At 72.6% G+C, this 13,534-nt stretch carries 10 protein-coding genes; 7 read left to right on the top strand and 3 right to left on the bottom strand.

Translation table 11 applies throughout. The features are described from left to right. Positions 1-92 precede the first annotated feature (92 nt). Complete coding sequence (locus AC07F3_RS02395) at positions 93-2,225, bottom strand: tetratricopeptide repeat protein (protein ID WP_479109640.1); 2,133 nt, start codon at positions 2,223-2,225, stop codon at positions 93-95. 123 nt (positions 2,226-2,348) lie between these two features. Continuing rightward, the gene (locus AC07F3_RS02390) at positions 2,349-3,116 is read right to left on the bottom strand and encodes an MmyB family transcriptional regulator (protein ID WP_479109638.1); all 768 of its coding nucleotides are present in this window, start codon (positions 3,114-3,116) and stop codon (positions 2,349-2,351) included. 263 nt (positions 3,117-3,379) lie between these two features. On the opposite strand from AC07F3_RS02390, the gene AC07F3_RS02385 reads away from it, so the two are divergent. From AC07F3_RS02385 to AC07F3_RS02355, 7 genes are all read left to right on the top strand, one after another. Then, a complete protein-coding gene (locus tag AC07F3_RS02385; protein ID WP_479109636.1) occupies positions 3,380-4,045 on the top strand; it encodes a helix-turn-helix domain-containing protein in 666 nt (221 codons plus the stop codon). A gap of 225 nt (positions 4,046-4,270) precedes the next feature. Then, on the top strand, positions 4,271-4,801 hold the full coding sequence (locus AC07F3_RS02380; protein WP_479110582.1) for a toxin-antitoxin system, toxin component: 531 nt from the start codon (positions 4,271-4,273) through the stop codon (positions 4,799-4,801). Between the two features lie 3 nt (positions 4,802-4,804). Further along, on the top strand, positions 4,805-5,992 hold the full coding sequence (locus AC07F3_RS02375; RefSeq protein WP_479109634.1) for an MAB_1171c family putative transporter: 1,188 nt from the start codon (positions 4,805-4,807) through the stop codon (positions 5,990-5,992). Further along, complete coding sequence (locus AC07F3_RS02370; RefSeq protein WP_479109632.1) at positions 5,989-7,413, top strand: NAD(P)/FAD-dependent oxidoreductase; 1,425 nt, start codon at positions 5,989-5,991, stop codon at positions 7,411-7,413. The genes AC07F3_RS02375 and AC07F3_RS02370 overlap by 4 nt, the downstream gene beginning before the upstream one ends. Before the next feature lie 93 nt (positions 7,414-7,506). Then, a complete protein-coding gene (locus AC07F3_RS02365) occupies positions 7,507-8,799 on the top strand; it encodes a VWA domain-containing protein (protein WP_479109630.1) in 1,293 nt (430 codons plus the stop codon). Positions 8,800-8,834: 35 nt separating this feature from the next. Then, on the top strand, positions 8,835-9,605 hold the full coding sequence (locus tag AC07F3_RS02360; RefSeq protein ID WP_479109628.1) for a hypothetical protein: 771 nt from the start codon (positions 8,835-8,837) through the stop codon (positions 9,603-9,605). 428 nt (positions 9,606-10,033) lie between these two features. Next, positions 10,034-10,915 carry an NAD(P)-dependent oxidoreductase gene (locus AC07F3_RS02355; RefSeq protein ID WP_479109626.1) on the top strand — a complete coding sequence of 294 codons (882 nt, stop codon included), beginning with the start codon at positions 10,034-10,036 and terminating at the stop codon, positions 10,913-10,915. 19 nt (positions 10,916-10,934) lie between these two features. On the opposite strand, the gene AC07F3_RS02350 is transcribed toward AC07F3_RS02355, so the two are convergent. Continuing rightward, positions 10,935-13,187: a WD40/YVTN/BNR-like repeat-containing protein gene (locus AC07F3_RS02350; protein ID WP_479109624.1), complete on the bottom strand. Its 2,253-nt coding sequence runs from the start codon at positions 13,185-13,187 to the stop codon at positions 10,935-10,937. Positions 13,188-13,534: the final 347 nt, after the last annotated feature.

Below are 13,534 nucleotides of genomic sequence, written 5' to 3'. Positions count from 1 at the left end.
GAAGAACGCCGGAGTCGCACCCGCACCCGCGCCCCTGCACGTGCCCGTAGACGTAGACGTGAACGCGCTCTCCCGCCCGACGGAGCCGGACGTCATTCAGTAACGCCCTCGTCCGCGCACCGTTCGCGGAGCGCTCTCAGGTGGATCAGGTGATAGTGGGCCTGTTCGTTCGCCAGCGCTGCGATCGCCTCGTCGATCAGGGGAAGCGCGTCCGAGGTCCGTCCGCTGGCCTCGAAGGTCTCGGCGAGGTCGGTGAGCGTGCGGGCCGTGTTGTACGCCTCGTGGGTCCCTCGGAAGAACGCGAGAGCGCTCTCCAGCCGGACTTCGGCCTCCGCCCAGCGCCCGAGGCCACGCAGTGCCCGGCCGCGGTGACGCTCCAGGAGAGCGCGGGCACGGGGCAGATCACCGCTACCCTCCCCGTTGGTGGTCACGCCGTCGAGGATGCGGTCCGCCGCCTCGAAGCAGTCGTACGCCTCCTGGTGGCGCCACTCGCGCAGCCGCAGCAGACCGAGGGACTCGACGGCGGTGGCGTGGCCCCGGGTGTGACCGACGGCTTCTTCTATGCGGGCGGCCGCCGCGAAAGCGCTCTCGGCTTCGGTCCATTGACGTAGTTCCGTGAGGTTGAGACCGAGCAGCGTGTGCATGCGGGCTGCCTCGCGGGAGCTGGGGTTCTGGGCGAGTGTGGCCCGGACGCCCGCGCGCAGGGCAGGCAGGAGCTCGTCGTGGCAGCCCATCTTCAGCTGCACGGGCCACAAGGCCTGGTTGAGCCGGAACACCGAGTCCGCATCCCTCAACTCCTCGGCCGCGCTGATGGCTTGGAGGAGGTTGCCGAGTTCGTCGTGCAGCGCGGTCAGCGCCTCGCCTGCGTCCGTGTACCGCGCGCCGGCCGATGTCCCCTGCTCCGGACCGCCCAGGCGCCAGCCCTGGCTGAGGGCGGCCTTGCTCGCCGGTTCGGCGAAGGAGACACACCAGTTCACCGCGCGCCTCACCGCCTCCTCGACCGCCGTGAGACCGTCCTCGCGCAGGGCCTCCGTCACGGCGTACTCCCGGATCAGCGGTCTGATCCAGTACCTGCCGTTGGTCGCGCTCTCCACGAGGCGGCTGTCGGCGAGTTCAGCGAGGAGGCGTTCGGCGGCCGCCTCGTCAAGGCCTAGCGTGGCCGCAGCCATCGGCGCGCCGATGGCGGGCCAGTCGCGCTGGGCGAGCAGCCGCAGGCCGCGTGCCGCCTCCGGTTCCAGGGCGCGCAGCCCGTCCGCGACGGCCGTGCGGGCCGCGTCGCCTCCCGCGCTCCCTTCGTCGCGCCAGTGCCGTGCGGCGAGGCGGGCGGCGGCAGCGCGCAGCGCGAAGGGGGAACCGGCGCAGCGGGCGAGGACGGAAGTCAGGGCAGCCCGGTCCAGCGCCACGTTCTGGGCCTTGGCGACGTCGGTGAGCAGGCGCAGCGCGTCCTTGTCGGAGAGCGCTCCCACCGGAATGCCCACCGCGTCGAGGCCCGGCAGGGGGTGGCGGGCCGTCACGATGACGAACACGCCGGGCGCGGAGGTGAGGACGGGGAGGACCTGGGCGGCGGACTTGGCGTGGTCGAGGACGATCAGCAGTCGGCGGTCCGCGGTACAGGCGCGCAGCAGCGCCCGGCGGTCGTCGGGGCCGGGTGGAATCTCCGCCGCCGGGATGCCGAACTGCCGGAGCAGCAGGCGCAGTACGGTCGACGGGTCGGCCCCCGCAGTGGCGCCGGTGCCGGTTCCGCGCAGGTCGGCGTACAGCTGTCCGTCGGGGAAGCGGCGCAGTTCGGTGCAGCCCCAGTGGAGGGCGAGCGCGCTGGTGCCGATGCCCTGCGGGCCGTGCAGGACGGCCACCCGGGGCCGGCCGTCCGCCGCCCGGGAGGCTTCCCGGGTCAGGGCCTTGCGCTCGCCGTCGCGGTCGGTGAAGAAGCGGGTGGAGGCGTGCAGGGCGGGCACCTGGAGGGCGTGGCCGGGGCGCGGCGCGCTGCGGGCGAACGCGGTCCAGGCGCGGGCGAGAGCGGGGTCCTGACGCAAGGCGTCGTGCACCTGGCGGGCGACGCCGTCGAGTTCGTCGCGTCCTCGCGGGGCACGGACCTCGCGGCCGACGATGCGGCGGACCAGGCCGCCCGCGCTCTCCCAGGCCGCTTTGCCCGCTTCGTTGGCGAGTCCCGAGCCGACCGCGCCGAGCACGGCGGCGACGGCCGCCGTCGATGTGGGATCCAGCATGTCCCGCCCCCGATTCCGCTCCACGCCCCGGCCTGCCGCGGCCACGCTAGCAACATCCTTTGCGGCAGGCCGACTTCGCCCGGGGTTGGCCGAAATCGTTCGGTGCGGATGGGCTCGGGGCGGCTAGCGGGTCGGCACCACGCTGAGGTGGGCGCGGCCTCGGCGCGGCGCGGCGGGCTCGGCCTCACGCAGCACCAGGGTCAGCCTGCGCAGCCCGAACTCCCGCAGCGTACGCGGGGATTCGCTGATCAGACGGCAGCTGGTGCGGCCGCGGGCCGGGTCGGGGTGGCGTACGTGGCGTTCCGCGCCGTCGTGGTGCACGGCCGCGTCACCGACCGCCTCGACCCAGTGCGGCAGACCGAGGCGGAACGCCGCGTCCATGATGGGGTCGTCGGCGATCTCGCGGCGGATGTCCCACAGCCCGGGAGCGCTCTCATCGTCGGCGAACGCCTCGGCGAACTGGGCCAGCATCGGCAGGCACCAGGCCGTCTCGTGTTCGGCGAGCACACTGGCCGCGTCCGGGTGGAACAGGACGAAGCGCAGGAAGTTGTGGCCGGGCATGGCGGTGGGGTGCGGCCCCACTCCGCCGAAGAGCGCGTCGTACGCCGCGTTGGCGTGCGCCACGCCCCAGCCCGGGTCGAGGACCACGGAGGGGAAGGGAAGCGCGTCCGTCATCGCGAAGTAGTCGTGGACGTAGGCCGCGAGCTCGGGGTCGTCCGGGAGGCCGGGGGCGTCCGTTCTCCCGGTCGCCGGGTCGTCGGCGGCCCGCTCCCCCGCGGCCGCCTGCTGTCCGGGCCGCTCCTGGACCAGGGCGAACGGGCGCCCCACCACCGGGACGTGCGCCACCGGAACCTTGGTCACCGAATCCTTCGCCACCGATTCTTCCGCCATCGAGTACGCGACTCCTCTTGCTGGCCCGCGAGTGCGGCGGCCGGCCTTCGGGCCCGCCCGGGGCTCGGAGGGCGATCTTCACACCGCGTGGCGATCCTGATACCGCCACCACAATGATGTCAAGCATCGTGGCATTCCGGCCCCCCGAAGCGTTGATTGCGCCACAACTGTGGCAAGTTCTGGTTGTTGTTGCCGGGACCCGCTAACCTCCGGAGCATCCACTGTTGTGCCCACCGACCTCGCATGATCTAGGAGAACTACTGGTGACGGACGGCTTCTTGGTTCCGGGACCGGCGGCCACGGGCCCCCTCGCGGCCGTCGTCGCCCGTGTGGCCGAGCTCGCCGCGAAACTCGGGATGAGTCAGGCGGACGTGTTCGACGTCCATCTGCTCTCCGAGGCCTCGGGCGTTCCGGCCGACGTCGTGGGCGCGCTGCTCGACGGGCAGCCGGCCGGCGAACCCGATCTGCAGGCGCGCTTCCTTCAGCGGTTCAGCCTGCTGCGCAGAACCCGCCGCAAGCCCAACGGCCGCCCGTACACCCAGCAGGAGATCGCCGACGGCGCGGGCATGTCGCGCCAGCAGGCGGGCGCGCTGATCAACGGCGACCGGCGGCCGACGATGGAGCACTGCGACGCGATCCAGCGCTTCTTCGGCGTCCACGCGGGGTTCCTGACCGCCGACGACACCGACGCGCTGGGCGGCGCCCTGCTGCGCACCGAGCAGGAACTGCTCCAGCAACTGGCGGGCCGCGAGCGGGAGGTGACGCTCACCGGGGCACCGGGCGGCGACGCGCTGGAGCGACTGCTCCAGGACCACGGGGTCCGCGGCATCGCCTGGCGGGCCGCCCAGCTCCCCACCGACAAGCACCGCGACAAGGTCACGGAGTGGCTCGACATGCTCCTGGAGAGCGTCAAGCGGTCGGAGTCCTGACATGATCCGCACCTCGCGGCGGCCTTCCGCCGCACCCATCAGCCTGCCCGGACGTCATCGTCCGTCCATTTCCGGCCGTCAAGTGATGCCGAGTTCAACGAACTCCGGCTCAATGTTGACTGGATCAATCGCGTACGGCTCGGCAGGCTGCACAGTGACGGGCTGCTCGACGAAGTGCTGCTCCATGAACGGCTGGCGGGGAGAACGGTGGGCATAGGCAAGGAGATGCGCCGGCTGTGCGGCGAGCTGGTCGCGGGAATCACGATCCCGGCCCCGGCGGAGCCGACCGCTCTGTACGCCGCCCTGTGCGAGGGCATGAGCAAGCGCCGGGGCCGCCCCGTCGAGTTCCGCATGGCGGCCTTCCCGCCCGGCACCGCGAGCGGACTCTGGCTCGACATGGCCGACCGCGATCTGGTGGTGGTGGAGGAGCGCACCGCACCGGACCACCAACTGGTCATCCTGGGCCATGAGTTGTGGCACATGAACGCGGGGCACGGGAGTCACCATGTCGAGGGCGCGGCCGTCGCGGCCCGGCTGCTCTCGCCCGACGCCGACGTGAGCGACACCGTACGCAAGGTGGCCGCCCGCACCCGCTCGCACCTCGCCGAGGAGACCGACGCCGAAAGCTTCGGCGTGCTGCTCGGCAGCAAGTGCCGACCCTGGCTCAACGGCTCGGGTATGCGGGGGCCGGTGCGTCGCGACATGCTGGCCGGCCGCATCGAGGCCTCGCTGGGGTACCGCGGGCCGCAGGGCTGAGGCGTGCAGGGTCCCTCCTACTACGTCCCGGCCGCCGCGATGGCGGCCGCTCTCGCGTTCAAGGTGCCCTCGCTGGTGCGTGCCTGGCGCGACCCGCTGATGCGCGCCGTGTGCGCCCTGCTCGCCATGGCCGGTCTGGTGTTCTTCTTCGCGGCGCCGCCCACCATCGCGAAGGTCAACGAGCTCACCGGCATCACCAACTTCTCCGCCCCACTGGTGTACGCGCTACTCAGCGGGTTCAGCGCGTCCTGTCTCGTACTGATCGTCAACTGGCGCGGCGGACCTCCCGAGCAGACCCGGCGCGTCTCCCGCCGCTGGATCGCCGGGTACAGCGTGCACATGGTCCTGCTCGTGGTGCTCTTCCTACTCGGAGACGCCCCGGTCGAGCGGTTGCGGGACCTGGACACGTACTACGCCAACACGCCGTACATCCGCGAGATGATCGTGCTCTACCTCATGGGTGTCACCGTCGCCGGCGTCACCATGAACTACCTGTGCTGGCGCTGGGCGCTCCAGGTCCACGGGTGGCTGCGCATCGGGCTGCTGATCATCGTACTCGGCTACACGTTCAACACGCTCTACGCGGCGGCGAAGTTCGCGGCCGTCTTCGCCCGGTGGGCCGGGGGTGACTGGGACTGGCTGAGCACCGATCTCGCGCCGATCCTCGCCTCCGTGGGCGCCCAGGTCAGCGCGGTGGGCTTCTGTCTTCCCCTGGTCTGCCAGCGGCTCGCGGACAGCTGGCACAGTTGGAGCACCTACCGCCAACTGGGTCCGCTGTGGCGCGAGCTGAACAGGGCGGCCCCCGGTCACGCCCGTTCGGTACGCATCCTGTGGTGGTCCTCCGCCGAACTGTCCCTGACCCGCCGGGAATCCGACATCCACGACGGTCTGCTCGCCCTGCATCCGTATTTCGACCGTGCGGAGCATGCCCGTGTTCATGCCGCGGCCGTCGCGGAGGGCTCCGATCCGGAACGCGCGCAGGCCGTGGCGGACGCGGCGATGCTGACGGCGGCGGTGCGGGCCCGCATCGCCGACCCCGAAGGCAAGATCCTAGACTCGGTCGGGACCGCTGAACCCACCACCGCCGAAGGCCCTCGTGATCTGGTGCGGATCTCTGCCGTCCTGCGTGAGGCGTCCGTCGCCGCAGCGGCCCCCGGGCACGCGGCCCTGCCAGAGAGCGAAGTCCATTGAGCGAGCCCGACCGTTCCTTCAGAGCCCCCACCCGGCGTCGCGCCCTCGTCATCGGCGGCGGAGCGGCGGGCATGCTGGCCGCCGCCGCACTGCGCGAGCACGCCGACGAGATCACCGTGGTCGAGCGCGACAGCCTCCCCGCGGGGCCGGCCCCGCGCAAGGGCCTCCCCCAGGCCCACCACGCCCACCTGCTGTGGTCCGGCGGGGCACGTGCCATGGAGAACCTGCTGCCCGGGCTCAACGACCGCTGGATCGCCGCCGGCGCCCGGCGCATCTCCCTGCCCACCGGACTCGTGTCCATGCAGTCCCAGGGCTGGCTGCGGCGCTGGCCCGAGATGCAGTTCGTGATCGCCTGCAGCCGCGACCTTTTGGACTGGGTGGTACGCGAGCAGGTCACCGCGGACCCCCGGATCGACGTCCTCACCCGCACCGAGCTCCTCGGCCTGGAGGGCAGCGCGGCCCGGGTGACCGGGATACGGGTACGCACCCAGGACGGCGATGAGCGCGCTCTCCACGCCGACCTGGTCGTGGATGCGTCGGGGCGCGGCTCGCGGGCCCCGCACTGGCTCGGTGGGCTCGGCGTCGCCCGGCCCCGCCAGGAGGAAGTCGACTCGGGCCTCGCCTACGCCAGCCGGATCTTCCGCGCCCCGGAGGGGACGGAGCGGTTCCCTCTGATCAATGTGCAGTCGGACGCGCGCCAACCGGTTCCCGGCCGCACCACGACCATCGTGCCCGTCGAGGGCGGACGCTGGCTCGTGACGCTGTCGGGAACCCGTGGCGGCCAACCCAGCGGCTCCGCCGACGAGTTCGAGGCGTTCGCCCGGTCGGTGCGGCATCCTGTGGTCGGTGAGTTCATCAGCCACCTGGAACCCCTGACGGACGTGGTGGTCACACGCAGCACCGTCAACCGGCGGAACTACTTCGAGAAGGTGAAGAACTGGCCCGAGGGCTTCGTGGTACTGGGTGACGCGGTCGCCACCTACAACCCGGTCTACGGGCATGGGCTCTCGGTGGCCGCGCAGGGTGCCGAGGCACTGCGGGACCACCTGGCCGACCGCGGCCTCAAGGCCCCGGGCCTGGCCGCGCGGGTCCAGCGCGCGGTGGCCCGCCCGGTCTCCCTCGCCTGGGAGCTCGCGATCGGACAGGACATCCTCTACCCCGGCGCGATCGGCACCCAGCCCGGTGCGGGCTCCAAGCTGTTGCGCCGGTACGTCGACCGGCTGCTGCTCACCGCGACCGGCCATCCCGCTGTCACCAGGGCGCTCTTCGACGTGATGACGCTGTCTGCGCCGCGCTCCGCCCTTGTCCGGCCGAGGATCGTGCTGGCCGTCCTGCGCGGCCCCTCCCTGCCGAGGCTGACGGCGCCACCGCTGACGGAGCGTGAGCTCACGGTGGCCCAGCGCCCGCAGACGACTCCGTAGCCCAAGTCGTCAACCCGCTTAAGGATCACGGGATTTGGGCTCATCGGCCGCAGCCGATTTGGGGTGCGTATCGATCTTCCATAGGATCCGGCGATGATCACCAGAAAACGGCTGGCGGCCGGAGTGTGCGCGCTGGTCGCCACTTTCGCCACCGGCATCCTCCCGGCCGTGGACACAGCCGCCTCCGCGGCGCCCCGGCCCGACGGGCAACCCGCCCAGCAGGCCGCGCCCAAGGTCGACCTGGTCCTTGACGTCTCCGGGTCCATGCGGACCACCGACATCGACGGCAAGTCCCGGATGTCCGCCGCCAAGCAGGCGTTCAACGAGGTCCTCGACTCGGTCCCGCAGGAGGTCCAGCTCGGGATACGCACCCTCGGGGCCAACTACCCGGGCGAGGACCGCAAGGTGGGCTGCAAGGACACCCGCGCGCTCTACCCGGTCGGCCCGCTGAACCGTACCGAGGCGAAGACCGCCGTCGCCACCCTCGCGCCCACCGGCTGGACGCCCATCGGCCCGGCCCTCCAGGGCGCGGCCGAGGACCTCAAGGGCGGTGACGCGACCCGCCGGATCGTGCTCATCACCGACGGCGAGGACACCTGCCAGCCGCTCGACCCGTGCGAGGTGGCCCGCGACATCGCCGCCCAGGGCATCCACCTCACCATCGACACGCTCGGCCTCATCCCGGACGCCAAGACCCGTGAGCAGCTCACCTGCATCGCGGAGGCCACCGGCGGAACCTACACCTCGGTGCAGCACACCGACCAACTCTCCGGCAAGGTGAAGCAGTTGGTGGACCGGGCGGCCGACCCGGTCGCCGTGCCCGTCGCCACCAACGGCACCGCGAGCTGTGAGAGCGCTCCCCAGCTCAAGCCCGGCCTGTACACGGACCGCGAGAAGTTCGCCGAGCACCGCACGTACAAGGTCGACGTGCTGCCCGGCCAGGAGCTGCGCGCCTCGGCCAGCGTCGGCGTGGACCGGCAGACCAATCCGGACTACGGCGTCCTGCTGCGGGCGATGACCACGCACGGCCGCGAGATCGTGCGCGGCTCGGAGGCGGGCGACGGGCGTACGGACCTCATCTCGACCGGCCTGCGCTACCCCAAGGCGACCGCCGACGACTCGGCCGACAAGTCGACCCCGGAGACCGTCTGCCTCCAGGTCTCCAACTCCTTCTCGGCGCCGCCCGGCGTCAAGACCGACCCGGGCCTGCCGGTCGAGCTCGCCATCGACCTGGTGGACGGCCCCCACCCCGCCTCCGACGTGGCCTCCTTCGGCCTCGGCCGGGGCTGGTGGCTGCTCGGCGCGCTCGCGCTGACCGGTCTCGTCGCCGGTCTGGTGTGGGGCTGGATCTCGCGCTGGCGCATCGCGGTCTGGCGGACCAACTGATGCCGAACACCTCATCTCGCCCGGGGGGCCAACTCATGCGTACCGTACGGACGTTGACGGCCGTGGCGCTGGCCGGCGCGGCCCTGCTCGGCGGGGCGGCGCCCGCGCTGGCCGACTCGCCCTCACCCAGCCCCTCCGCGTCGAAGAGCGGTGCCGCGCCCACGGAGGCCGGTACCGCCTTCCGTACCGCGGTCGCCGTGCAGCAGGGCCAGAAGGCCACCGCGTCGGCGTCGACCGGCGACTACCTGTACTGGATGTTCCCCGCCGACGCCGGGCAGCGCCCCACCGTCACCGCCAAGGTCACGCTCCCCGACGCCGCAGCCCGGCACGGCGCCTCCACCTGGCGCATCGACGTGTACGACGGGCTGCGCCGCCGCCAGCCGTGCATGTACGGCACGCAGTCCCGGTCCGCCGCACAGGACGCGGCCACGGTCGAACTGTCATGCACCCTGCGGCCGACCGTCGCCTGGGCCGACACCTGGTCCAACGACCCGCTGCCGGGCAGCTACTACATCCGCCTGACGGCGGTCTCACTGCCCGACACCGACCGGGGCCTTCCGTTCAAGACGGAGGTCGAGCCGACCGTCCTGGACACGGGCGGCGCCCACGCCGTCGACGGCAAGCTGTCCACGCCGCTGGGCGCCAAGTCCGCGGTCGAGCCGGATGGCGGCTGGGCGTCCGGTTGGTGGACCGACCGCTGGCTGTGGACCGGAGCCGGCGGCCTGCTCGCCGCGCTCGCGGGCTTGGCCGGCTACACCCTGACCCGCGGACGGGGCCGCCCGTCGCGGGTACCGCGAGGGGTCTGAAAGAGCCCGGCGCGCGGCGGGTCGCGCCGGGACCAGGTGCCCGCGAGAGCGCTCTTCGCTCTCGCGGTCGCCGTCTCGGCCGGTCGGAGCGCGGGTCTGCGAGAGCGCTCTCGCCCTCACGGGCACGGTGTCAGCCAGGGAGTGCAGGCCCTGCGAGAGCGCTCTCACCCCTCACGGGACCCTCTCAACCACGGGAAGCGCGTGTCCGCAGGAGCGCTCTCGCCCTCACACCCTCCCCCCGCCGGGTGCTCCCCCTCCCGCAAGCCAAGCCATCCGCGACAGACCTCCGTTCGTACCGGATGCCGTCTGCCCCCGAGCGGAGGTAGCCACGTCCATAATGTGGCGGCGCCTTGCGCCCTCGTCCGGCCGCGGCCGTATAAGACTCGGGGGTACGCGACCGAGCGCCACCATCCGCGAAGGAGTTCACCGTGTCCGAAGCTTCGAGCACGCCCACTGTCGCCGTACTCGGCACCGGCATCATGGGGGCCGGTATGGCCCGGAGTCTGCTGCGGGCCGGTCTGGCCGTACGGGTCTGGAACCGGACCCGCGCCAAGGCCGAGGCGCTGGCCGAGGACGGGGCCACGGTGTACGCGGACGCCGACGAGGCGGTGCGCGGCGCCGATGTCGTCCTCACCGCGCTGAACGACGGCCCGTCCGTGTCGGCCACCCTCGACGCCGCCGCCCCGGGCCTGCGCTCCGGGCAGCTGTGGCTCCAGACCTCCACCGTCGGACCGGACGCGACGCTCGAACTGGCCGCGCGGGCGGCCGAGTTGGGGGTGGTGTACTGCGACTCCCCCGTGCTGGGCACCCGCAAGCCCGCCGAGGAGGGCAAGCTGACCGTCTTCGTCTCGGGTCCGCCTTCGGCGCGCGAGACGCTCGCGCCGGTCCTGGACGCGATCGGGCAGCGGACGGTCTGGGTGAGCCACGAGCCGGGCGGGGCTTCGCGCCTGAAGCTGGTCGCCAACACGTGGGTGATCAATTTGGTCGGCGCCGTCGCCGAGTGCCTGGGCCTCGCCGAGGGCCTCCAGGTGGACCCCCGGCTCTTCCTGGACGCGATCGCCGGTGGCCCGCTGGACACCGCCTACCTGCACACCAAGGCCGCCGCTCTCCTCACCGGCGACCTCACGCCGAGTTTCGCCGTCTCGACCGCCCTCAAGGACACCCAGCTGATCCTGGGAGCGGCCGAACAGGCGGGCGTACGGCTCGACTTGACGCAGGCGTCGGCCGCACGGTTCGCCCGGGCGCAGGCGGCCGGTCACGGCGCCGAGGACATGGTGGCGACCTACTTCGCGGGCCGCACCAAGGAGTGACCGGCCGCCCCGGCCGGGGTCAGAGCGTGCGGAAGGTGTAGAAGCCGCGGCCGAAGGTCGCCGCCACCAGACGGTGGTTGGCGTGGTCGTAGGCGAGGTCGCTGACCGGGACCAGCGGCAGTCCGCCGCCGAGCCGGAGCCAGCGGGCCCGGCCGTCGGCTTCTTTCGCGCCGTACGCCGTGCCGACGAAGACGCCCTGGTCGGTGGCGACGTAGAGCGCTCCCCCGGCGCCGAGGACGACATCGTTCACCGGTGCCTGCGGCAGGTTGCCCGATAGGTCGGTCCAGCTCGCGCCCGCGTTCGTGGTGCGCAGCAGATGGGGCTGGGCGGAGCCCGCGCGGTAGCCGGAGAGGGAGACGTACGCCGTCGCCGGGTCGGCGGGATCGACCGCGACGCGGGTCACCCAGGGTTGGTCGGTGAGGACTTGGGTCCAGTGTGCGCCGAGGTCGCGCGTGGTCCACACCCGGCCGTCGTCGGTGCCGACCCACACGGTGTGGCCGTCGCGGGCGGCGGAGACGGTGGTGATGGTTCCGTACGGGTAGTCGTCGCGCCCTGGTCCGCCGGTGAGGTCGGGGCTGATGGGTGTCCAGGTGGCGCCGCCGTCGGTCGAGCGGTTGAGCCGGTTTCCGCCGTAGTAGAGGACGTTGGGGTTCACCGGGTCGAACTGGACGGGCGTCAGCCAGTTGCGGCGGTCGGCGGTGGTGGCGTCCGTGTACTCGGTCAGGGTGTTGCCGCCGTCGGTCGAGCGGAAGCAACTGCCGTACTGGTAACAGGCGTACGCCCTGTTCTTGTCGGTGGGGTCGATCAGGTTCTGGAGGCCGTCTCCGCCGAGGTACTCGTTGAACCGGGGGCCGCCCCAGGAGCGGATGGAGCCGTTGTCCTGGGCGCCGCCGGAGATGCGGCCGGTGTCCTGCGGGGTGGCTGCCACGGTGTAGAGCTGGGTCCACGGCTCGTACTCGGCCTTGGTCCAGCCTCCGTCGCCGCGCGCGTCGGAGCGGTAGACGCCGCCGTCGTTGCCGAGGTAGAGGCGGCCGGGGTGGCGGGGGTCCCAGATCATGGCGTGCTGGTCGGAGTGGACGGCGTTCTCCTCGGCCGTCCAGGTGGTGCCGCCGTCCTTGGTGGTCATCAGGGCGACTCCGGCCACGTGGACGTGGCGGGCGTCGGCGGGGTCGACCCAGACCTTTCCGAACCACCAGGAGTAGCTGGACTGCGAGTCGGCCAGGGCCGGGTTGTCGGGCAGCCGGGACCAGGTGTCGCCGCCGTCGGCGGAGGTGAGGAAGCCGCCGAAGGTGCCGTTGGTGGCACCGACCGTCGCGTAGAGGCGACCGGGTTCGGAGCGGGCGATGCCGAGGCCGATCCGGCCCGAGTCGGCGGTGGGCAGACCGCCGCCGAGGCGTCGCCAGTGGGTGCCGCCGTCGTCGGAGCGGTAGACCCCGGAGCCGGTGCCGCCGTACGTCCGCTTGTCCGGTTCGCGCCGGTGGTCCCACAGGACGGCGTAGACGCGCTCGGGGTTCGCGGGGTCGCGCTGTACGTCGACGGCGCCGGTGTACGCGTTGGGTACGTCGAGGACGCGGCGCCAGGAGGTGCCGGCGTCGTTCGAGAGGTAGACGCCCCGGTCGCCGCCCGCGTTGTAGAGGGAGCCGGTGGCGGCGACGAGGACGTGGCGGGGGTGGCGCGGGTCCACGTCGATGGCGCCGACCGCGCCGGAGTCGCGCAGCCCGGCGGGTTGCCAGTTCCGGCCGTGGTCGGTCGAGCGGTAGACGCCGGTGCCTTCGTAGGTGACGCTGCCGCCGCCTGGGTTCGGCTCCCCGGTGCCCGCGTAGAGGGTGCCGTCCGGTGCGGCGGCGACCGCGCCCATGGCCTGGGTCTGCTGGGCGGGCCAGAGGGGTTCGAAGTTCTTCCCGGCGTCGGCCGAGCGCCACAGTCCGCCGCTGGCGGCGGCCGCGTACAGGGTGTCGGGGCGGCCGGGGTCGAGGGCGAGCGAGACGACCCGGCCACCGATGTTGGTGGGGCCCACGGGCTGCCAGGTGCCGGGCGTGGCGGGCAGGGCGGCGGCCTGCGCGGCGGCCGTGTCGTAGGCGTGCCGGGGCAGCTGCTGCCCGGGGATCGCCTTCTGTACGTAGCTGTAGTCGGCGGGCGCGGCGGGCCCGCCGTCCTCGTCGTCCTCCTGGAGCCCGGCGCCGGCCGCATGGGCCCCCGGGGCGAGGAGTGCGGCGATCGCGAGGGCGGCGAGGGCGGTGACCCGCGCCCGGCCCGGTCTCCCAGCGCGCATGGGCTGCTCCTTCCGCGTCCGGCGGGGCCGGAGCGCGTCGAGTGGAAGAGCTTTCCGACGGCTTTCGATGGCCTGCCGCTCGCGGCCTGTTCGCCGTGCTGCGGGCACACCAGGGAGAGAGTGTTCATCAACTGCAGCACGAGCACCAGTAGTTGATGCGGATTACTGCGTGTTCACGCCAAGCTCGATGCCGGGGCTCACTCTGCATCACCGGCTCCAGGTCGTGCACCGAGCTCCCGGTCCGGCTCCGGGTGCCCAGGTCCAGCTCCGGGCTCCTGGCTCGGCCCTGGGCTCCAGGCCCCCGGCCCTGGGCTCCAGGTCGTGCACCAAGCTCCCGGTCCGACCTC

The sequence above is a fragment of the Streptomyces sp. NPDC045846 genome (assembly GCF_056431605.1).
The sequence above is the reverse complement of the archived record's forward strand: the minus strand, read 5'-3'. Positions and strand labels throughout refer to the sequence as shown.